The organism is Pseudomonas sp. HMSC066A08 (assembly GCF_001813025.1).
GTDB lineage: Bacteria > Pseudomonadota > Gammaproteobacteria > Pseudomonadales > Pseudomonadaceae > Pseudomonas > Pseudomonas aeruginosa.
The window spans coordinates 15,364-34,989 of sequence record NZ_KV811269.1; the positions used below are offsets into that span (position 1 = coordinate 15,364).

A 19,626-nucleotide genomic window follows, 5' to 3' on the forward strand; every position below is an offset into this window, starting at 1 on the left:
TATGCGGATGGCGCGCAGTCTAATCAGGCTGCGCTCGCCTTACAATGCCCGGCCCTTGGACGTCCTATGCCCTGGTAGATGAAGCCCAGTTCCGCCATCCGCGCCGGCGCGTAGAGATTCCGACCGTCGACCAACAGGGGAGTTCGCATGGACCCACGGATTTTCTGGAAGTCCGGCTGGCGGAACTGCTTCCACTCGGTCACCAGCACCAGGGCGTCGGCACCCTCGACGGCGGCGTAGGGCGAGTCGTGGAGCGTCAATCGGGCGCAGGCCACGGCTTCCGGATAGCGTGCCGCGACCCCGGCGTTGGCCACCGGGTCATGGGCCCTGACCCGCACCCCGTGGTGCAGCAGCGCCTCCAGCAGGACCAGGCTCGGCGCCTCGCGCAGGTCGTCGGTACCCGGCTTGAAGGCCAGCCCCCAGAGCGCCACCGTACGCCCCTGCCAGCGGCCCTGGAACAGCTCGCCGAGGGTCTCGAAGAGCAGTTCCTTCTGCCGCGCGTTGCGCGCTTCCACCGCGCGCAGTATCTGGCTGTCGTAGCCCTGCTGCTCGGCGCTGCGGATCAGCGCGCGGACGTCCTTGGGAAAGCACGAGCCGCCGTAGCCGCAGCCGGCGTAGATGAAATGGGTGCCGATGCGCTTGTCGCTGCCCATGCCGCGGCGCACGTCCTCGACATCGACCCCGGTGAGGGCGCATAGCCCGGCCATCTCGTTCATGAAGGAAATCTTGGTGGCGAGGAAGGCATTGGCCGCGTACTTGCTGAACTCGGCCTCGCGACGCCCCATCAGCAGGACCCGCTCGTGATTGCGCAGGAACGGCGCGTAGAGCTGGCGCAGGGTTTCCCCGGCCTGCGCCTCGGCGCTGCCGATGATGACCCGGTCCGGGCGCCTGAAATCGTCCACCGCCGAGCCTTCCTTGAGGAACTCCGGATTGCTCGCCACCGCCACCCGGAAGCGCTTGCGCCGGCGCGCCAGGCCCAGGCGGATGATCTCTTCGACGCGTTCGGCGGTGCCTACCGGCACGGTCGACTTGTTGACCACGATGCACGCCTGGCGCAGTTGCGCGCCAAGTTGTTCGGCGACCGCCATCACGTGGCTGAGGTCGGCCGAGCCGTCCTCGCCGCACGGCGTGCCGACGGCGATGAACACCACCTCGGCGTCGGCCAGGCCTTCCGCCAGGCTGGCGGTGAAGGTCAGGCGGGTGGCGTCCAGCTGATCGCGCAGGATGCTTTCCAGGCCCGGTTCGTAGATCGGCATCTCGCCGCGTCTCAGCCGCGCGACCCGCTCGCGGTCGCGCTCCACGCAACGCACCTGGTTGCCCATCTCGGCGAAACAGGCCGCCGTCACCAGTCCCACATAGCCCGCACCAATCACGCATAGCCGCATGGCGTCGTCCTCCGCTGGCCTCGCCCTCTCTCTGCGGACGATTGCAGCCAAGCGCGGTGGCAGGCGCATGACGCTGGCGTGAAGCTACCGTGACAGAACCCGCGCGGATGCCCGGGGTCCACCCAAGGTAGGCGAAAAAACAGGAGGCTCCCATGGCCATCGAAATCGATTCGGAACAAGGCGTCTGCAGCGTGGAAATCGAAGGCAGCCGGCATCGCGCGCCGGTCGACAGCCTGCGTATCGGTACCGACGCCGAGGCGCGCCTGTCAGTGCTCTACATCGACGGCAAGCGCCTGCACATCAGCGAGGAGGACGCCCAGCGGCTGGTGGTCGCCGGCGCCGAGGACCAGCGCAGGCACCTGATGGCGGACGGTTGACGCCCTCAGGCGTCCGCCAGCAAGAGGTAGGGAGAGCTGCGCAGGCTGTCGATACCGGCGCGGAACATGCGTTCGGCGCGGTTCCAGGGATCGTCGCGCAGGCGCTCGGTCCAGGCCAGGGTGCCGCAGATACCGTCCCAGAGCGATTGCAGATAGATGCTGGCCAACTCGACGTCCAGCCGCGCCGGCAGTTCGCCGCGCTCCACCGCCCGGCGGATCTGCCGTCGGCCGAAGCGTTGCCCCTGCTTCTCGAGCAGCTCGCGGCGGCGCAGCAGCGGCTCGTTCTCGTCGCTGCGTTCGCACTTGAGGTAGAGGATCTCCAGCACCCGCTGCACCGAACCGGGCTCGCAGCACTGGCGGAGAAAGCCCATGCCGGCGCGCAGGAGGATGTCCAGCGCCGGCACCCTGGCGTTTTCGTCGGGTACCTCGATCTGGCCGAAGGCGCGGTCGCACATCGCCAGGCAGACCTCGATCTTGTTCTTGTAGTGGCCGTAGACCGCACCGCGAGAAACCCCGGCGGCGTCCGCCAGGTCGGCCATGGCAGTGGTGCCCACGCCCTTTTCCAGGAAAACCCGTTCGGCGGCATCGAGTATGCCGTCGCGGGTTTTCTGGGATTCCTCTTTGGTTTTCCTGGCCACTGAACGTCCTCACAAGGGAAAGGCGCCGCAGATCATAAGGATATGTTACAGAAACGCCAATTAATTAATCACTCATGACTGATTATATGCTACTGTCGCGCCGCTCGTGAGTTGCGCCGCCCTTTCCCGGGCAAGCTCGCGAGTTCACGAATCGAGGGACACCCATGCACATCCAATGGACCGGCTCGCTGCGCGGGCCGCTGGCGGCCCTGGTCGCCCTATTCCTGCTGGGCTGCGAAGAAGCAGCGGACACCGGGAAGACTGCGGAGGCCCCCGCCGAGGTCGGCGTGATCGTCGCCAGACCGGCGCCTATCGGCATCACCAGCGAGCTGCCCGGACGCCTGGAAGCGTACCGCCAGGCTGAAGTGCGGGCGCGCGTCGCCGGCATCGTCACCCGTCGCCTGTACGAGGAAGGCCAGGACGTCCGCGCCGGCACCGTGCTGTTCCAGATCGACCCTGCGCCCTTGAAGGCGGCCCTGGACATCAGCCGCGGCGCCCTGGCCCGGGCCGAGGCCAGCCACGCGGCGGCGGCCGACAAGCTCAAGCGCTACGCCGACCTGATCAAGGACCGCGCCATCAGCGAACGCGAGTACACCGAAGCGCAGACCGACGCGCGCCAGGCCCTGGCGCAGATCGCCTCGGCCAAGGCCGAACTGGAGCAGGCCCGCCTGCGTCTGGGCTACGCCACGGTCACCGCGCCGATCGACGGCCGCGCGCGGCGCGCGCTGGTCACCGAAGGCGCGCTGGTCGGCGAGGACTCACCGACACCGCTGACCCGCGTCGAGCAGATCGATCCGATCTACGTGAACTTCTCGCAGCCGGCCGGCGAAGTCGCCGCCATGCAGCGGGCGATCCGCGAAGGCCAGGTGAAGGGTGTCGCCGACAAGGACATCGCCGTGCGCCTGGTCCTGGCCGACGGCAGCGAGTACCCGCTGGCCGGCGAGCTGCTGTTCTCCGACCTGGCGGTCGACCCCGGCACCGACACCATCGCCATGCGTGCCCTGTTCCGCAATCCGCATCGCGAATTGCTCCCCGGCGGCTACGTGCAGGTGCGCTTGCAACGCGCGGTGAACCCGCAGGCGATCACCGTCCCGCGCGACGCGCTGATCCGTACCGCCCAGTCCGCGCTGGTCAAGGTGGTCAACCCACAGGGCGTGGTGGAAGACGTGGAGGTCCGCGCCGACACCCTGCAGGGCCGCGACTGGATCATCAGCCGCGGGCTCAAGGGCGGCGAGCGGGTGATCGTCGAGAACGCCGCCCAGCATGCCGCCGGCTCCAGCGTCCAGGCGGTGGTCCGCCAGCCGGCCAGCGCCGACGCCCCCTCACCGCTGGCCGCCTCGCCGGCGGGCCAGTGACGGAGAACGCTACGAATGGCTCGTTTCTTCATTGACCGGCCGGTCTTCGCCTGGGTGATCTCCCTGCTGATCGTGCTCGCCGGGGTCCTGGCGATCCGCTTCCTGCCGGTGGCCCAGTACCCGGACATCGCGCCGCCGGTGGTCAACGTCAGCGCCAGCTATCCCGGCGCCTCGGCCAAGGTGGTCGAGGAAGCGGTGACCGCGATCATCGAGCGCGAGATGAACGGCGCGCCCGGCCTGCTCTACACCAAGGCCACCAGCAGCACCGGCCAGGCTTCGCTGACCCTGACCTTCCGCCAGGGCGTGAACGCCGACCTCGCCGCGGTGGAAGTGCAGAACCGCCTGAAGATCGTCGAGTCGCGCCTGCCCGAGTCGGTGCGGCGCGACGGTATCTACGTGGAGAAGGCGGCGGACAGCATCCAGCTGATCGTTACCCTCACCTCCTCCAGCGGCCGCTACGACGCCATGGAGCTGGGCGAGATCGCCTCGTCCAACGTGTTGCAGGCGCTGCGCCGGGTGGAGGGCGTGGGCAAGGTCGAGACCTGGGGCGCCGAGTACGCCATGCGCATCTGGCCCGACCCGGCCAAGCTGACCTCGATGAACCTCAGCGCCAGCGACCTGGTCAACGCCGTGCGCCGGCACAACGCCCGCCTCACCGTGGGCGACATCGGCAACCTCGGGGTCCCCGACTCGGCGCCGATCAGTGCCACGGTGAAGGTCGACGACACCCTGGTGACGCCCGAGCAGTTCGGCGAGATTCCGCTGCGCATCCGCGCCGATGGCGGCGCGATCCGCCTGCGCGACGTGGCCCGCGTCGAATTCGGCCAGAGCGAGTACGGCTTCGTCTCGCGGGTCAACCAGATGACCGCCACCGGCCTGGCGGTGAAGATGGCGCCCGGCTCCAACGCGGTGGCCACCGCCAAGCGCATCCGCGCCACCCTCGACGAGCTGTCGCGCTACTTCCCGGAGGGCGTGAGCTACAACATCCCCTACGACACCTCGGCGTTCGTCGAGATCTCGATCAGGAAGGTGGTCAGCACCCTGCTCGAGGCGATGCTGCTGGTGTTCGCCGTGATGTACCTGTTCATGCAGAACTTCCGCGCCACCCTGATCCCGACGCTGGTGGTGCCGGTGGCCCTGCTCGGCACCTTCACGGTTATGCTCGGCCTGGGCTTCTCGATCAACGTGCTGACCATGTTCGGCATGGTCCTGGCGATCGGCATCCTGGTGGACGACGCGATCATCGTGGTGGAGAACGTCGAGCGGCTGATGGCCGAGGAAGGCCTGTCGCCGCACGACGCCACGGTCAAGGCGATGCGCCAGATCAGCGGGGCCATCGTCGGCATCACCGTGGTGCTGGTCTCGGTGTTCGTGCCGATGGCGTTCTTCAGCGGCGCGGTGGGCAACATCTACCGCCAGTTCGCGGTGACCCTGGCGGTGTCCATCGGCTTCTCGGCGTTCCTCGCGCTGTCGCTGACCCCGGCCCTGTGCGCCACCCTGCTGCGCCCGATCGACGCCGACCATCATGAGAAGCGCGGCTTCTTCGGCTGGTTCAACCGCGCCTTCCTGCGCCTGACCGGACGCTACCGCAACGCGGTAGCCGGCATTCTCGCCCGGCCGATCCGCTGGATGCTGGTCTACGCCCTGGTCATCGGCGTGGTCGCCCTGCTCTTCGTGCGCCTGCCGCAGGCGTTCCTGCCGGAAGAGGACCAGGGCGACTTCATGATCATGGTGATGCAGCCCGAAGGTACGCCGATGGCGGAGACCATGGCCAATGTCGGCGACGTCGAGCGCTACCTGGCGGAGCACGAACCGGTGGCCTACGCCTATGCGGTCGGCGGCTTCAGCCTGTACGGCGACGGCACCAGCTCGGCGATGATCTTCGCCACCCTGAAGGACTGGTCGGAACGCCGGGAGGCCAGCCAGCACGTTGGCGCCATCGTCGAGCGCATCAACCAGCGCTTCGCCGACCTGCCCAACCGTACGGTGTATGCGATGAACTCGCCGCCACTGCCGGACCTGGGTTCCACCAGCGGCTTCGACTTCCGCCTGCAGGACCGTGGCGGGGTCGGCTACGAGGCCCTGGTCAAGGCCCGCGACCAGTTGCTGGCGCGCGCCGCCGAGGACCCACGCCTGGCCAACGTGATGTTCGCCGGCCAGGGCGAGGCGCCGCAGATCCGCCTGGACATCGACCGGCGCAAGGCGGAGACCCTCGGCGTGAGCATGGACGAGATCAACACCACCCTGGCGGTGATGTTCGGCTCGGACTACATCGGCGACTTCATGCACGGCAGCCAGGTGCGCAAGGTGGTGGTCCAGGCCGACGGCGCCAAGCGCCTGGGCATCGACGACATCGGCCGGCTTCACGTGCGCAACGAGCAGGGCGAGATGGTCCCGCTGGCGACGTTCGCCAAGGCCGCCTGGACCCTCGGCCCGCCGCAACTGACCCGTTACAACGGCTATCCCTCGTTCAATCTCGAGGGCCAGGCCGCGCCGGGCTACAGCAGCGGCGAAGCCATGCAGGCGATGGAGGAATTGATGCAGGGCCTGCCCGAGGGCATCGCCCACGAGTGGTCCGGCCAGTCCTTCGAAGAACGCCTGTCCGGCGCCCAGGCGCCGGCGCTGTTCGCCCTCTCGGTGCTGATCGTGTTCCTCGCCCTGGCCGCCCTCTACGAAAGCTGGTCGATCCCGCTGGCGGTGATCCTCGTGGTGCCGCTGGGCGTGCTCGGCGCACTGCTCGGGGTGAGCCTGCGCGGCCTGCCCAACGACATCTACTTCAAGGTCGGCCTGATCACCATCATCGGCCTCTCGGCGAAGAACGCCATCCTCATCATCGAGGTGGCCAAGGACCATTACCAGGAGGGCATGAGCCTGCTGCAGGCGACCCTGGAAGCCGCGCGCCTGCGCCTGCGACCGATCGTCATGACCTCGCTGGCGTTCGGTTTCGGCGTGGTCCCGCTGGCGCTCTCCAGCGGCGCCGGTTCCGGCGCCCAGGTCGCCATCGGCACCGGGGTGCTCGGCGGGATCGTCACCGCCACGGTACTCGCGGTGTTCCTGGTACCGCTGTTCTTCCTGGTGGTCGGGCGCCTGTTCCGGTTGCGCAAGGCGCCGCGCACCGACACCTCGCCCCGGACCCCGACGGAGCAAGCCTGATGCCCCTAGCGAAACTCTCGCTCCCCACCCTGGCACTGTGCGTCGGGCTGCTCGGCGCCTGCCCGACGACGCCTCGCCAGCCGCGCGCGGCCCCCATCGTTCCGGCCAACGGCCCCGACCTTCGGGGCAAGCTGGACGACTGGCAACAGCAGTTCACCGACCCGCTGCTGCGACAGATGATCGGCTACGCGCCGGCGCTATCCGGCGCGCAAGCCTGAGTTCCGCCGTCCTTTTCCCACCCTAGTCGGCCGCTGGCAGCTGCCGGCTGAAGCGGTAGAACAGGTTCGGCTCGCTGACCACGTACAGGCTGCCCCGGTCGTCCATCGCCAACCCTTCGGCCTGCGGCACGTCGTCCGTCAGGCCATGGTTGCCGCCACGCAGGGTCAGGCTGCCGAGCGGATCCCCGGCGCGATCCAGTTCGATGACCACCCGCGACTCGTCGGAAAGCACCAGCAGGTGATCGCTGGCCTTGTCGTAGTAGAGGCTCGACAGGTCGGTGAGGAACAACCCGCGATCGCGCTGCGGGTCGCCGCCGACGCTCAGGTCGAGCGCCTCGCCGCGGTCGTTGAAGAAGCCGTTTACCTCGATGATGCCCACCGGCGCCTTTTCCCGCGCCACGAACAGGCGCTCGCGCAGCGGGTCGTAGGCCAACCCCTCGAAGCCCTTGTTGCGCTTGCTTGCACTGCCCAGGGAGAACTTCCGGGCATTGCGCGGATCGTCGATGTCGATCACCCGGGTGTCGGCGTCGACATGGATCTCCACCAGGCGTTGGCGACGCTCCTCGGCGACCACGTAGACGCCGGGCCGGATGTACTCGATAGCCTCCGGGTCCTGGAAACCGCGCAGGGGGATGCGTCGCAGCAATTCGCCGTCCAGCGACAGCTCGAGGAAATGCGGATCCTGGTTGGTCACGCTGACCAGGCTGCGCCGGCTGGGGTCGAAGGACAGCGCCGAGACGTTGGACTCCGCGCCCAGCACGCGGGCTTCGATGTCGACCCGATAGTCGGCCAGGCGCAGGGCGTTCTCGCGCGCGACATCGCCGCCGTAGCGCTGCTCCAGCTTGAACCAGATGCGCTCGAACGCGCGCTGCTGCTGGCCCGCCACCAGCAGCGCAAGCAACGCGGCGAGCAGGCAAGCCAGCAGCGTCCTGTAGGTCATCAGCCGACTCATCGTTACGACTCCTCCGAGAAACACAGTGTTCGGCGAAGCAGAACAGAGCCATCCGCGCTCTTTCATGAGGCGCCGATTAAATCTTTCTGACAAGCATCTTTCACGGCTGTCATTTTTCCCCCATTCCAGGCGTTGACAGGATTTCGGTGCAGCTTTACGTTAACGTAAAGGTAAACAAGCAGGTGCCTGCGCATGTCCACCACCTACACCATCTCCGATCTCGCCCGCGAACTGGACATCACCACCCGCGCCATCCGCTTCTACGAGGAGCAAGGCATGCTCTCCCCTGAGCGACGCGGCCAGGAACGCATCTATTCGCCGCGCGACAAGGTCAGCCTGAAGCTGATCCTGCGCGGCAAGCGCATCGGTTTTTCCCTCGCCGAATGCCGCGAACTGATCGAGCTCTACGACCCGGACCCGAGCAGCGGCAACCAGAAGCAGTTGAATACCATGCTGGAGAAGATCGCCGAGCGCCGCGCCCAGCTGGAACAACAGTTGCTGGACATCGAACAGATGCAGCTGGAACTGGATACTGCCGAGGAGCGCTGTCGAGCGGCGCTGATCAAAAGCTATAACAAACAATCAGTTGCGACATAAACCTCATTAGAAGCTTTAAACCGGACAAGCACAATTACAGGTGAAAGCATGACCTATCCCAGCCTCAACTTCGCCCTCGGCGAAACCATCGACATGCTCCGCGACCAGGTCCGCGGCTTCGTCGCCGCCGAACTGCAGCCGCGCGCCGCGCAGATCGACCAGGACAACCAGTTCCCCATGGACATGTGGCGCAAGTTCGGCGAGATGGGCCTGCTCGGCATCACCGTCGACGAGGAGTACGGCGGTTCGGCGCTGGGCTACCTGGCCCACGCCGTGGTCATGGAAGAGATCAGCCGGGCCTCGGCCTCGGTGGCGCTCTCCTATGGCGCGCATTCCAACCTCTGCGTCAACCAGATCAAGCGCAACGGCAACGCCGAACAGAAGGCCCGCTACCTGCCGGCCCTGGTGTCCGGCGAACACATCGGCGCGCTGGCGATGAGCGAACCCAACGCCGGTTCCGACGTGGTCTCGATGAAGCTGCGCGCGGACCGGGTCGGCGACCGCTTCGTTCTCAACGGCAGCAAGATGTGGATCACCAACGGTCCCGACGCCCATACCTATGTGATCTACGCCAAGACCGACATGGACAAGGGCGCACACGGGATCACCGCGTTCATCGTCGAGCGCGACTGGAAAGGTTTCAGTCGCGGACCGAAGCTGGACAAGCTGGGCATGCGCGGCTCGAACACCTGCGAACTGATCTTCCAGGACGTCGAGGTACCCGAGGAGAACGTCCTCGGCGCGGTCAACGGCGGGGTCAAGGTACTGATGAGCGGCCTCGACTACGAGCGCGTGGTGCTTTCCGGCGGCCCGGTGGGAATCATGCAGGCATGCATGGACGTGGTGGTGCCGTACATCCATGACCGCCGCCAGTTCGGCCAGAGCATCGGCGAATTCCAGTTGGTCCAGGGCAAGGTGGCCGACATGTACACCGCCCTCAACGCCAGCCGCGCCTACCTGTACGCCGTGGCCGCCGCCTGCGACCGCGGCGAGACGACCCGCAAGGACGCCGCCGGGGTGATCCTCTACAGCGCCGAGCGCGCCACCCAGATGGCCCTGGACGCGATCCAGATCCTCGGCGGCAACGGCTACATCAACGAGTTTCCCACCGGCCGCCTGTTGCGCGACGCCAAGCTCTACGAGATCGGCGCCGGCACCAGCGAGATCCGCCGCATGCTGATCGGCCGCGAGCTGTTCAACGAAACCCGCTGAAGCCTCGCTCTTCCCGGCCCTTTTCCGCCAGGGAGAGGGCATTCCATTGCATCGACAGGCGCATCGCCAGGTCGGGAGCGGGCGCCAACCGCTTCCGCCCACCTCGACACGGAGCCACCGCCATGGCCATCCTGCACACCCAGATCAATCCACGCTCCGCCGAGTTCGCGGCCAACGCCGCGACCATGCTGGAACAGGTCAACGCCCTGCGCACCCTCCTCGGCCGCATCCACGAAGGCGGCGGTAGCGCCGCCCAGGCCCGGCACAGCGCGCGCGGCAAGCTGCTGGTGCGCGAACGCATCAACCGCCTGCTCGACCCCGGCTCGCCGTTCCTCGAGCTTGCCGCCCTCGCCGCCCACGAAGTCTACGGCGAAGAGGTCGCCGCCGCCGGCATCGTCGCCGGGATCGGCCGGGTCGAAGGGGTGGAATGCATGATCGTCGGCAACGATGCCACGGTGAAGGGCGGCACCTACTATCCGCTGACCGTGAAGAAGCACCTGCGGGCCCAGGCCATCGCCCTGGAGAACCGCCTGCCATGCATCTACCTGGTGGACTCCGGCGGCGCCAACCTGCCGCGCCAGGACGAGGTGTTCCCCGACCGCGAGCACTTCGGCCGGATCTTCTTCAACCAGGCCAACATGAGTGCCCGCGGCATCCCGCAGATCGCCGTGGTGATGGGCTCCTGCACCGCCGGCGGGGCCTACGTGCCGGCGATGTCCGACGAAACCGTGATGGTGCGCGAACAGGCCACCATCTTCCTCGCCGGGCCGCCGCTGGTGAAGGCCGCCACCGGCGAGGTGGTCAGCGCCGAGGAGCTTGGCGGCGCCGACGTGCACTGCAAGGTCTCCGGGGTCGCCGACCACTATGCCGAGGACGATGACCATGCCCTGGCCATCGCCCGCCGCTGCGTCGCCAACCTCAACTGGCGCAAGCAGGGCCAGCTGCAATGCCGTGCGCCGCGCGCACCGCTGTACCCCGCCGAGGAGCTGTACGGGGTGATTCCCGCCGACAGCAAGCAGCCCTACGACGTGCGCGAAGTGATCGCACGGCTGGTGGACGGCTCCGAGTTCGACGAGTTCAAGGCGCTGTTCGGCACCACCCTGGTCTGCGGCTTCGCCCACCTGCACGGCTATCCGATCGCCATCCTGGCCAACAACGGGATCCTCTTCGCCGAGGCCGCGCAGAAAGGCGCGCACTTCATCGAACTGGCCTGCCAGCGCGGCATCCCGCTGCTGTTCCTGCAGAACATCACCGGTTTCATGGTCGGCCAGAAGTACGAGGCTGGCGGCATCGCCAAGCACGGCGCCAAGCTGGTGACCGCGGTGGCCTGCGCGCGGGTGCCGAAGTTCACCGTGCTGATCGGCGGCAGCTTCGGCGCCGGCAACTACGGCATGTGCGGGCGCGCCTACGACCCGCGCTTCCTGTGGATGTGGCCGAACGCAAGGATCGGCGTGATGGGCGGCGAACAGGCCGCCGGGGTGCTCGCCCAGGTCAAGCGCGAGCAGGCCGAGCGCGCCGGCCAGCAGCTCGGCGTCGAAGAGGAGGCGAAGATCAAGGCGCCGATCCTCGAGCAGTACGAGCACCAGGGCCATCCCTACTACTCCAGCGCGCGACTGTGGGACGACGGCGTGATCGATCCGGCGCAGACCCGCGAGGTGCTCGCGCTGGCGCTTTCCGCCGCCCTCAACGCCCCCATCGAGCCGACCGCCTTCGGCGTGTTCCGCATGTGACGAGCAGACCAGCATGAGCGAATTCCAGACCATCCAGCTTGAGATCGACCCGCGCGGCGTAGCCACCCTGTGGCTGGACCGGGCGGAAAAGAACAACGCCTTCAATGCCGTCGTGATCGACGAACTGTTGCAGGCCATCGATCGCGTCGGCAGCGACCCGCAGGTCCGCCTGCTGGTGCTGCGCGGCCGTGGCCGGCACTTCTGCGGCGGTGCCGACCTGGCCTGGATGCAGCAGTCGGTGGACCTCGACTACCAGGGCAACCTGGCGGACGCCCAGCGCATCGCCGAACTCATGACCCATCTCTACAACCTGCCCAAGCCGACCCTGGCGGTGGTCCAGGGCGCGGTGTTCGGCGGCGGGGTCGGCCTGGTCAGTTGCTGCGACATGGCCATCGGCAGCGACGACGCGACCTTCTGCCTGTCCGAGGTACGCATCGGCCTGATCCCGGCGACCATCGCCCCGTTCGTGGTCAAGGCCATCGGCCAGCGCGCCGCGCGACGCTATTCGCTGACCGCCGAGCGCTTCGACGGACGCCGCGCCAGCGAACTTGGCCTGCTCAGCGAAAGCTGTCCCGCCGCCGAACTGGAAAGCCAGGCCGAGGCCTGGATCGCCAACCTGCTGCAAAACAGCCCGCGCGCCCTGGTGGCCTGCAAGGCGCTCTACCATGAGGTCGAGGCCGCCGAACTGAGTCCGGCGCTACGCCGCTACACCGAGGCGGCCATCGCCCGCATCCGCATCAGCCCGGAAGGCCAGGAAGGCCTGCGCGCCTTCCTGGAGAAACGTACGCCCGCCTGGAGAAACGACGCATGAGCCCGGACTACCGCAGCATCCAGCGCATCCTGGTCGCCAACCGCGGCGAGATCGCCTGCCGGGTGATGCGCAGCGCGCGCGCCCTCGGCATCGGCAGCGTCGCCGTGCACAGCGACATCGACCGCCACGCCCGCCACGTCGCCGAAGCCGACATCGCCGTCGACCTGGGCGGCGCCAAGCCCGCCGACAGCTACCTGCGCGGCGACAGGATCATCGCCGCCGCCCTCGCCAGCGGGGCCCAGGCGATCCACCCCGGCTACGGCTTCCTCTCGGAGAACGCCGACTTCGCCCGCGCCTGCGAGGAAGCCGGCCTGCTCTTCCTCGGACCGCCGGCGGCGGCCATCGACGCCATGGGCAGCAAGTCGGCGGCCAAGGCGCTGATGGAAGAAGCCGGCGTGCCGCTGGTGCCCGGCTACCACGGCGAAGCCCAGGACCTCGAGACCTTCCGCCGGGAAGCCGGGCGCATCGGCTACCCGGTGCTGCTCAAGGCCGCCGCTGGCGGCGGCGGCAAGGGCATGAAGGTGGTGGAGCGCGAGGCCGAGCTGGCCGAGGCCCTTTCCTCCGCCCAGCGCGAGGCCAAGGCCGCCTTCGGCGACGCGCGGATGCTGGTGGAGAAATACCTGCTGAAGCCGCGCCACGTGGAGATCCAGGTATTCGCCGACCGCCATGGCCACTGCCTGTACCTGAACGAACGCGACTGTTCGATCCAGCGCCGCCACCAGAAGGTCGTCGAGGAAGCCCCCGCCCCCGGTCTCGGCGCGGAACTGCGCCGGGCCATGGGCGAGGCCGCGGTACGCGCGGCGCAGGCGATCGGCTACGTCGGCGCCGGTACCGTCGAATTCCTCCTTGACGAACGCGGCCAGTTCTTCTTCATGGAAATGAACACCCGCCTGCAGGTCGAACACCCGGTCACCGAGGCCATCACCGGCCTCGACCTGGTCGCCTGGCAGATCCGCGTCGCTCGCGGCGAGGCGCTACCGCTGACGCAGGAACAGGTACCGCTGAACGGCCACGCCATCGAAGTACGGCTCTATGCGGAAGACCCCGAGGGCGACTTCCTCCCCGCCAGCGGCCGCCTGACGCTGTACCGCGAAGCGCCCGCCGGCCCCGGCCGGCGGGTCGACAGCGGGGTACGCGAAGGCGACGAGGTCTCGCCATTCTACGACCCGATGCTGGCCAAGCTGATCGCCTGGGGCGAAACCCGCGAGGAAGCCCGCCAGCGCCTGCTGGCGATGCTGGCGGAAACCTCGGTCGGCGGCTTGCGCACCAACCTGGCGTTCCTCCGCCGCATCCTCGGCCATCCGGCGTTCGCCGCCGCCGAGCTGGACACCGGCTTCATCGCGCGTCACCAAGGCGACCTGCTGCCGGCACCGCAAGCGCTGCCGGAACACTTCTGGCAAGCCGCCGCCGAAGCCTGGCTGCAGAGCGAACCGGGCCACCGTCGCGACGACGACCCGCATTCGCCGTGGAGCCGCAACGACGGCTGGCGCGGCGCCCTGGCGCGGGAGTCGGACCTGGTGCTGCGCTGCCGCGACGAACGCCGCTGCGTCCGCCTGCGCCATGCCAGCCCCGGCCAGTACCGCCTCGACGGCGATGACCTGGTCAGCCGGGTGGACGGCGTCACCCGTCGCTCGGCGGCGTTGCGCCGCGCAGGCCAGCTGTTCCTCGAATGGGAAGGCGAACTGCTGGCCATCGAAGCCGTCGACCCGATCGCCGAGGCCGAAGCCGCCCATGCCCACCAGGGCGGTTTGAGCGCGCCGATGAACGGCAGTATCGTGCGGGTCCTGGTCGAGCCCGGCCAGACGGTCGAAGCCGGCGCCGCCCTGGTGGTGCTGGAGGCGATGAAAATGGAACACAGCATCCGCGCGCCCCACGCCGGGGTGGTGAAGGCGCTGTATTGCAGCGAGGGCGAACTGGTCGAGGAAGGCACGCCGCTGGTGGAGCTGGACGAGAACCAGGCCTGACAGCCAAGACGAGGAACAGCATGAACCTGCCGAAGAAGGTCCGCCTGGTGGAAGTCGGTCCGCGCGACGGACTGCAGAACGAGAAACAGCCGATCGAGGTGGCCGACAAGATCCGCCTGGTCGATGACCTGAGCGCCGCCGGCCTGGACTACATCGAAGTGGGCAGCTTCGTCTCGCCCAAGTGGGTGCCGCAGATGGCCGGCTCGGCCGAGGTGTTCGCCGGCATCCGCCAGCGTCCCGGCGTGACCTACGCGGCGCTGGCGCCGAACCTGAAGGGCTTCGAGGCGGCCCTGGAGTCGGGGGTGAAGGAAGTGGCGGTGTTCGCCGCCGCGTCGGAAGCCTTCTCCCAGCGCAACATCAACTGCTCGATCAAGGACAGCCTGGAGCGCTTCGTACCGGTGCTGGAGGCGGCGCACCAGCACCAGGTGCGGGTGCGCGGCTACATTTCCTGCGTGCTCGGCTGTCCCTACGACGGCGATGTCGATCCGCGCCAGGTCGCCTGGGTCGCCCGCGAGCTCCGGCAGATGGGCTGCTACGAGGTGTCCCTGGGCGATACCATCGGCGTCGGCACCGCCGGCGCCACCCGCCGGCTGATCGAAGCGGTGGCCAACGAGGTTCCCCGCGAGCGCCTCGCCGGACACTTCCACGACACCTACGGGCAGGCCCTGGCGAACATCTACGCCAGCCTGCTGGAAGGCGTCGCGGTATTCGACAGCTCGGTGGCCGGCCTCGGCGGCTGTCCCTACGCCAAGGGCGCCACCGGCAACGTCGCCAGCGAAGACGTCCTCTACCTGCTGAACGGCCTGGGGATCCATACCGGGGTCGACATGCACGCCCTGGTCGACGCCGGCCAGCGCATCTGCGCGGTGCTCGGCAAGAACAACGGGTCGCGAGCGGCGAAGGCGTTGCTGGCCAAGGCCTGAGAAGCGGCGGATAACCGCGGGCGGTTATCCGCCCTACCCGACGTCACGCCCTGGCTCGGAGACTGCGTCATCCACCCTGGGTGCCGTCATACCCCATCCGCCAACTGATAGCCCGAGTCGTCGCAAGCAGCCGTTCCGCCGCCGGCCCCTGTTCCTCAGCCTGGAAGATGCTCGCCGGGCCGACCACCGTGAGCACTGCCGCCACCCGTCCGCGGGCATCGAACACCGGCGCCGAGAGCGCTTCCACGCCGGGCATCAACAGCCCATGGATGGCGTGCAGACCGCGCACGCGGATTCCTTCGAGCAACGCCGCATAATCTGCCGGCGCCGCCAGCGGGTGGTCGGCACGTCCGGCCAGTTCCTCGTCGCGCAGTTCGGCCACTTCGCGTTCCGGCAGGAAAGCGGCGAACACCAGGCCGGTGGACGAACCGAGCAGCGGCAGCACCGAGCCGACCTGGGTGACCACCGTCACCGCGCGCACCGCCTGTTCCACCTGAACCACGGTGGCACCACGGTTGCCCCAGACGGCGAGGAAGCAGGTCTCGTTGAGCACGTCGCGCAGTTCGGCCAGCGGCGCGGCGGCGCTCTTCAGCACGTCCATGCTGTCCAGCGCCGCCAGGCCCACGCGCAGCGCCTCGCGCCCCAGCGAGTAATGGTTGGTGGAGGCGTCCTGGACCGCAAAGCCGCTGGCGATCAACGCCTGCAGGTAGCGATGGACCTTGCTCGCCGGCATACCCACATGCTCCGCCAGGCGCGACAGCGAGGTCGCCGGCGACAGTTCGGCGAGGGCCTTGAGGATATCGGTGCCGACTTCGGCGGAGCGGACCTTCTGCTTGCCGGAGGTTTCGGCGGGACTGCTGTTCTTTTCCATGGACGCGGATTCCTGCGGGCGGGGCCGACGTTATAGCTTGACGCTGCTTTCCGCTCAAATTACGTTATGCGTAATTGAATTACGATAAAAATAACGCAGCCAGCGTGCCAGGTCCCCGGCGGATCGGCGGCAAGCTGCCCCCACTCCCCGGAGGCCTCAGATGAACCTCGACTCCACTGCCCTCGCCTATCAATCGGGCTTCGGCAACGAATTCAGCAGCGAAGCGCTCCCCGGCGCCCTGCCGGTCGGCCAGAACTCCCCGCAGAAAGCGCCCTACGGCCTGTACGCCGAACTGCTCTCCGGCACCGCCTTCACCATGGCTCGCAGCGAGGCCCGGCGCACCTGGCTGTACCGCATCACGCCGTCGGCCAAGCATCCGCCGTTCCGCCGCCTGGAACGACAGATCGCTGGCGCCGAACTGGATGCGCCGACTCCCAACCGCCTGCGCTGGGACCCGCTGGCATTGCCCGAGCAGCCCACCGACTTCCTCGACGGCCTGCTGCGCATGGCCGCCAACGCGCCCGGCGACAAGCCCGCCGGCGTGAGCATCTACCAGTACCTGGCCAACCGCTCCATGGAGCGTTGCTTCTACGACGCCGACGGCGAACTGCTGCTGGTCCCGCAGTTGGGCCGCCTGCGCCTGTGCACCGAACTCGGCGCGCTGCAGGTCGAACCGCTGGAAATCGCGGTAATCCCGCGCGGGATGAAGTTCCGCGTCGAGCTGCTCGACGGCGAGGCACGCGGCTATATCGCCGAGAACCACGGCGCGCCGCTGCGCCTGCCCGACCTCGGCCCGATCGGCAGCAACGGCCTGGCCAATCCGCGCGACTTCCTGGCCCCGGTGGCGCGCTACGAAGACAGCCGCCAGCCGCTGCAACTGGTGCAGAAATACCTCGGCGAGCTGTGGGCCTGCGAACTCGACCACTCGCCGCTGGACGTGGTCGCCTGGCACGGCAACAACGTGCCCTACAAGTACGACCTGCGCCGCTTCAACACCATCGGCACGGTCAGCTTCGACCACCCGGACCCGTCGATCTTCACCGTGCTGACCTCCCCCACCAGCGTCCACGGCCTGGCCAACATCGACTTCGTGATCTTCCCGCCGCGCTGGATGGTGGCCGAGAACACCTTCCGTCCGCCATGGTTCCACCGCAACCTGATGAACGAATTCATGGGCCTGATCCAGGGCGCCTATGACGCCAAGGCCGGCGGCTTCGTGCCCGGCGGCGCCTCGCTGCACAGTTGCATGAGTGCCCATGGCCCCGACGCGGAAAGCTGCGACAAGGCCATCGCCGCCGATCTCAAGCCGCACAGGATCGACCAGACCATGGCCTTCATGTTCGAGACCAGCCAGGTCCTCCGGCCGAGCCGTGCGGCCCTGGAGACGCCGGCCCTGCAGAATGACTACGATGCCTGCTGGGCGTCGCTCGTATCCACCTTCAACCCGCAACGGAGATAATCCCCATGAACCAGCCAACCCCCACTCGTAGCTGGGTCGCCTCCGCCAATGGGCATGCCGACTTTCCCCTGCAGAACCTGCCGCTGGGCATCTTCAGCCGGGCCGACCTGAGCCCGCGTTGCGGCGTGGCCATCGGCGACTCGATCCTAGACCTGGACGCGGCGCTGGCCGCCGGCCTGTTCGAGGGTGCCGCCGGCGAAGCCGCCGAAGCCACCCGTGGCGGTGCGCTGAACGCTTTCTTCGCCCTCGGCAAGCCGGCCCGCATGGCGCTGCGCCAGCGCCTGCTGGAGCTGCTCGGCGAAGGCGCCGCGGAGCGCCCGGAACTGCTCCATCCGGCCGCCGAGTGCCGAATGCACCTACCGGCCAGGATCGGCGACTACACCGACTTCTACGTCGGCATCCGCCATGCCGAGAACGTCGGCAAGCTGTTCCGCCCGGACAACCCGCTGCTGCCCAACTACAAGCACGTGCCCATCGGCTACCACGGCCGCGCCTCGACCGTGCGCGTCTCCGGCAGCGAAGTGCGCCGGCCCAACGGCCAGACCCTGCCGGCCGGCGCCAGCGAGCCGGTGTTCGGCCCCTGCGCGCGTCTGGACTACGAACTGGAGCTGGGCATCTGGATCGGCCAGGGCAACACCCTGGGCGAAGCCATCCCGGTTTCCCGCGCCGCCGAGCACATCGCCGGCTTCTGCCTGCTCAACGACTGGTCGGCGCGCGACATCCAGGCCTGGGAATACCAGCCGCTCGGCCCGTTCCTGTCGAAGAGCTTCATCACCAGCGTCTCGCCCTGGGTGGTCACCGCCGAAGCCCTGGAGCCGTTCCGCCGCGCCCAGCCGGCGCGCCCCGAAGGCGACCCGCGGCCGCTGCCGTATCTCTACGACGACAACGACCAGGCCCACGGCGCCTTCGACATCGAACTGGAGGTCCTGCTGCTCACCGAGGGCCTGCGCGAGAAAGGCCTGCCGCCGCAGCGCCTGACCCTGAGCAACAGCCTGAGCATGTACTGGACGGTGGCGCAGATGGTCGCCCACCACAGCGTCAATGGCTGCCAGTTGCAGCCCGGCGACCTGTTCGGCTCCGGCACCCTGTCCGGCGCCGAGCCCGGCCAGTTCGGCTCGCTGCTGGAAATCACCGCTGGCGGCAAGCAGCCGGTGCAACTGGCCTCCGGCGAGACCCGGCGCTTCCTCGAGGACGGCGACGAGGTCATCCTCCGCGCCCGCTGCAAGCGCGAGGGACACGTCTCGATCGGTTTCGGCGAATGTCGCGGCAAGGTGCTCGCGGCCCTTCCGGGGGCGCGCGGATGAAGCTCTATACCTACTACCGTTCCACCTCCTCCTACCGGGTGCGCATCGCCCTGGCGCTGAAGGGGCTGGACTACCAGTCGCTGCCGGTCAATCTGGTCCGCGACGGCGGCGAACACCGCCAACCCGCCTACCTGGCGCTCAACCCGCAGGGCCGCGTACCGGCCCTGCGGGTCGACGAGGGCGAGCTGCTGATCCAGTCGCCGGCGATCATCGAGTACCTCGAGGAGCGCTACCCGCAACCCGCCCTGCTCTCCAGCGATCCGCTGCGCCGCGCCCGCGAGCGCGGAGTCGCGGCGCTGGTCGGCTGCGACATCCACCCGTTGCACAACGCCAGCGTGCTCAACCTGCTGCGCCAGTGGGGCCACGACGAAGAGCAGGTCCGGCAGTGGATCGGCCACTGGGTCGGCCAGGGTCTCGCCGCCGTCGAGCAACTGATCGGCGACCAGGGCTGGTGCTTCGGCGACCGGCCGGGCCTGGCCGACGTCTACCTGATCCCGCAGCTCTACGCCGCCGAACGCTTCGGCGTAGCGCTGGACGCCTGGCCACGGATCCGCCGGGTCGCCGCCCTGGCCGCCGCCCATCCGGCGTTCCGCCAGGCCCATCCGGCCAACCAGCCGGACACCCCGGCCGCCTGAGGGACCGCAGAGTCCCGCTCCTGAAGATAAAGGGGGGCGTCC

At 68.4% G+C, this 19,626-nt stretch carries 17 protein-coding genes; 13 read left to right on the top strand and 4 right to left on the bottom strand.

Annotation, left to right across the window (positions count from 1 at the left end):
• Window positions 1–23: 23 nt before the first annotated feature.
• Window positions 24–1,385, bottom strand: coding sequence for a UDP-glucose 6-dehydrogenase (locus tag HMPREF2886_RS04650; protein WP_033972452.1), 1,362 nt, complete (start codon window positions 1,383–1,385; stop codon window positions 24–26).
• Between the two features lie 152 nt (window positions 1,386–1,537).
• Between HMPREF2886_RS04650 and HMPREF2886_RS04655 the strand changes: the two genes are divergently transcribed.
• Window positions 1,538–1,762, top strand: a complete 225-nt coding sequence (locus HMPREF2886_RS04655; protein ID WP_033972451.1) for a DUF3203 family protein — start codon at window positions 1,538–1,540, stop codon at window positions 1,760–1,762.
• Window positions 1,763–1,767: 5 nt separating this feature from the next.
• On the opposite strand, the gene amrR is transcribed toward HMPREF2886_RS04655, so the two are convergent.
• Window positions 1,768–2,400, bottom strand: a complete 633-nt coding sequence (gene amrR / locus HMPREF2886_RS04660) for an efflux pump transcriptional repressor MexZ (protein WP_033972449.1) — start codon at window positions 2,398–2,400, stop codon at window positions 1,768–1,770.
• A gap of 164 nt (window positions 2,401–2,564) precedes the next feature.
• Here amrR and mexX point away from each other — a divergent pair, with 164 nt between their 5' ends.
• The 3 genes from mexX to HMPREF2886_RS04675 are packed head-to-tail and all read left to right on the top strand — an operon-like array spanning window position 2,565 to window position 7,126.
• Entirely contained in the window at window positions 2,565–3,755 is a 1,191-nt protein-coding gene (mexX, locus tag HMPREF2886_RS04665; RefSeq protein WP_033972448.1) for a multidrug efflux RND transporter periplasmic adaptor subunit MexX, read from the top strand.
• A gap of 15 nt (window positions 3,756–3,770) precedes the next feature.
• The gene (gene mexY / locus HMPREF2886_RS04670) at window positions 3,771–6,908 is read left to right on the top strand and encodes a multidrug efflux RND transporter permease subunit MexY (protein ID WP_070746878.1); all 3,138 of its coding nucleotides are present in this window, start codon (window positions 3,771–3,773) and stop codon (window positions 6,906–6,908) included.
• Window positions 6,908–7,126, top strand: coding sequence for a hypothetical protein (locus HMPREF2886_RS04675; RefSeq protein WP_033972445.1), 219 nt, complete (start codon window positions 6,908–6,910; stop codon window positions 7,124–7,126). Before mexY ends, HMPREF2886_RS04675 begins: the two co-directional genes overlap by 1 nt.
• Window positions 7,127–7,148: 22 nt before the next feature.
• On the opposite strand, the gene HMPREF2886_RS04680 is transcribed toward HMPREF2886_RS04675, so the two are convergent.
• Window positions 7,149–8,078 (bottom strand): SdiA-regulated domain-containing protein, encoded by a 930-nt coding sequence (locus HMPREF2886_RS04680; RefSeq protein ID WP_070746880.1) that lies wholly within the window; start codon window positions 8,076–8,078, stop codon window positions 7,149–7,151.
• A 192-nt stretch (window positions 8,079–8,270) separates the two neighbouring features.
• On the opposite strand from HMPREF2886_RS04680, the gene liuR reads away from it, so the two are divergent.
• The 6 genes from liuR (at window position 8,271) to liuE (ending at window position 15,315) form a co-directional block, all read left to right on the top strand.
• Window positions 8,271–8,675: a liu genes transcriptional regulator LiuR gene (gene liuR / locus HMPREF2886_RS04685; RefSeq protein WP_033972443.1), complete on the top strand. Its 405-nt coding sequence runs from the start codon at window positions 8,271–8,273 to the stop codon at window positions 8,673–8,675.
• A gap of 48 nt (window positions 8,676–8,723) precedes the next feature.
• Window positions 8,724–9,887, top strand: a complete 1,164-nt coding sequence (gene liuA, locus HMPREF2886_RS04690; protein WP_033972441.1) for an isovaleryl-CoA dehydrogenase — start codon at window positions 8,724–8,726, stop codon at window positions 9,885–9,887.
• A gap of 122 nt (window positions 9,888–10,009) precedes the next feature.
• Window positions 10,010–11,617: a methylcrotonyl-CoA carboxylase subunit beta gene (gene liuB, locus HMPREF2886_RS04695; protein ID WP_033972439.1), complete on the top strand. Its 1,608-nt coding sequence runs from the start codon at window positions 10,010–10,012 to the stop codon at window positions 11,615–11,617.
• A gap of 13 nt (window positions 11,618–11,630) precedes the next feature.
• A complete protein-coding gene (locus tag HMPREF2886_RS04700; RefSeq protein ID WP_003088598.1) occupies window positions 11,631–12,428 on the top strand; it encodes a gamma-carboxygeranoyl-CoA hydratase in 798 nt (265 codons plus the stop codon).
• Window positions 12,425–14,392: a methylcrotonyl-CoA carboxylase subunit alpha gene (gene liuD / locus HMPREF2886_RS04705; protein ID WP_070746882.1), complete on the top strand. Its 1,968-nt coding sequence runs from the start codon at window positions 12,425–12,427 to the stop codon at window positions 14,390–14,392. Before HMPREF2886_RS04700 ends, liuD begins: the two co-directional genes overlap by 4 nt.
• A 20-nt stretch (window positions 14,393–14,412) precedes the next feature.
• Window positions 14,413–15,315, top strand: a complete 903-nt coding sequence (liuE, locus tag HMPREF2886_RS04710; RefSeq protein WP_058017554.1) for a bifunctional 3-hydroxy-3-isohexenylglutaryl-CoA lyase/hydroxymethylglutaryl-CoA lyase — start codon at window positions 14,413–14,415, stop codon at window positions 15,313–15,315.
• 67 nt (window positions 15,316–15,382) lie between these two features.
• On the opposite strand, the gene HMPREF2886_RS04715 is transcribed toward liuE, so the two are convergent.
• The gene (locus HMPREF2886_RS04715) at window positions 15,383–16,186 is read right to left on the bottom strand and encodes an IclR family transcriptional regulator (RefSeq protein WP_033972436.1); all 804 of its coding nucleotides are present in this window, start codon (window positions 16,184–16,186) and stop codon (window positions 15,383–15,385) included.
• Window positions 16,187–16,346: 160 nt separating this feature from the next.
• Between HMPREF2886_RS04715 and hmgA the strand changes: the two genes are divergently transcribed.
• The 3 genes from hmgA to maiA are packed head-to-tail and all read left to right on the top strand — an operon-like array spanning window position 16,347 to window position 19,584.
• Entirely contained in the window at window positions 16,347–17,645 is a 1,299-nt protein-coding gene (hmgA, locus tag HMPREF2886_RS04720; protein WP_003088587.1) for a homogentisate 1,2-dioxygenase, read from the top strand.
• Between the two features lie 5 nt (window positions 17,646–17,650).
• The gene (gene fahA, locus HMPREF2886_RS04725) at window positions 17,651–18,949 is read left to right on the top strand and encodes a fumarylacetoacetase (RefSeq protein WP_033972434.1); all 1,299 of its coding nucleotides are present in this window, start codon (window positions 17,651–17,653) and stop codon (window positions 18,947–18,949) included.
• Window positions 18,946–19,584, top strand: coding sequence for a maleylacetoacetate isomerase (maiA, locus tag HMPREF2886_RS04730; protein WP_033978567.1), 639 nt, complete (start codon window positions 18,946–18,948; stop codon window positions 19,582–19,584). Before fahA ends, maiA begins: the two co-directional genes overlap by 4 nt.
• Window positions 19,585–19,626 lie beyond the last annotated feature (42 nt).

Coding starts and splice junctions, on each gene's coding strand:
- HMPREF2886_RS04650 (WP_033972452.1), bottom strand. CDS start 1,385: ATGCGGCTATGCGTGATTGGTGCGGGCTATGTGGGACTGGTGACGGCG.
- HMPREF2886_RS04655 (WP_033972451.1), top strand. CDS start 1,538: ATGGCCATCGAAATCGATTCGGAACAAGGCGTCTGCAGCGTGGAAATC.
- mexX (WP_033972448.1), top strand. CDS start 2,565: ATGCACATCCAATGGACCGGCTCGCTGCGCGGGCCGCTGGCGGCCCTG.
- mexY (WP_070746878.1), top strand. CDS start 3,771: ATGGCTCGTTTCTTCATTGACCGGCCGGTCTTCGCCTGGGTGATCTCC.
- HMPREF2886_RS04675 (WP_033972445.1), top strand. CDS start 6,908: ATGCCCCTAGCGAAACTCTCGCTCCCCACCCTGGCACTGTGCGTCGGG.
- HMPREF2886_RS04680 (WP_070746880.1), bottom strand. CDS start 8,078: ATGAGTCGGCTGATGACCTACAGGACGCTGCTGGCTTGCCTGCTCGCC.
- liuR (WP_033972443.1), top strand. CDS start 8,271: ATGTCCACCACCTACACCATCTCCGATCTCGCCCGCGAACTGGACATC.
- liuA (WP_033972441.1), top strand. CDS start 8,724: ATGACCTATCCCAGCCTCAACTTCGCCCTCGGCGAAACCATCGACATG.
- liuB (WP_033972439.1), top strand. CDS start 10,010: ATGGCCATCCTGCACACCCAGATCAATCCACGCTCCGCCGAGTTCGCG.
- HMPREF2886_RS04700 (WP_003088598.1), top strand. CDS start 11,631: ATGAGCGAATTCCAGACCATCCAGCTTGAGATCGACCCGCGCGGCGTA.
- liuD (WP_070746882.1), top strand. CDS start 12,425: ATGAGCCCGGACTACCGCAGCATCCAGCGCATCCTGGTCGCCAACCGC.
- liuE (WP_058017554.1), top strand. CDS start 14,413: ATGAACCTGCCGAAGAAGGTCCGCCTGGTGGAAGTCGGTCCGCGCGAC.
- HMPREF2886_RS04715 (WP_033972436.1), bottom strand. CDS start 16,186: ATGGAAAAGAACAGCAGTCCCGCCGAAACCTCCGGCAAGCAGAAGGTC.
- hmgA (WP_003088587.1), top strand. CDS start 16,347: ATGAACCTCGACTCCACTGCCCTCGCCTATCAATCGGGCTTCGGCAAC.
- fahA (WP_033972434.1), top strand. CDS start 17,651: ATGAACCAGCCAACCCCCACTCGTAGCTGGGTCGCCTCCGCCAATGGG.
- maiA (WP_033978567.1), top strand. CDS start 18,946: ATGAAGCTCTATACCTACTACCGTTCCACCTCCTCCTACCGGGTGCGC.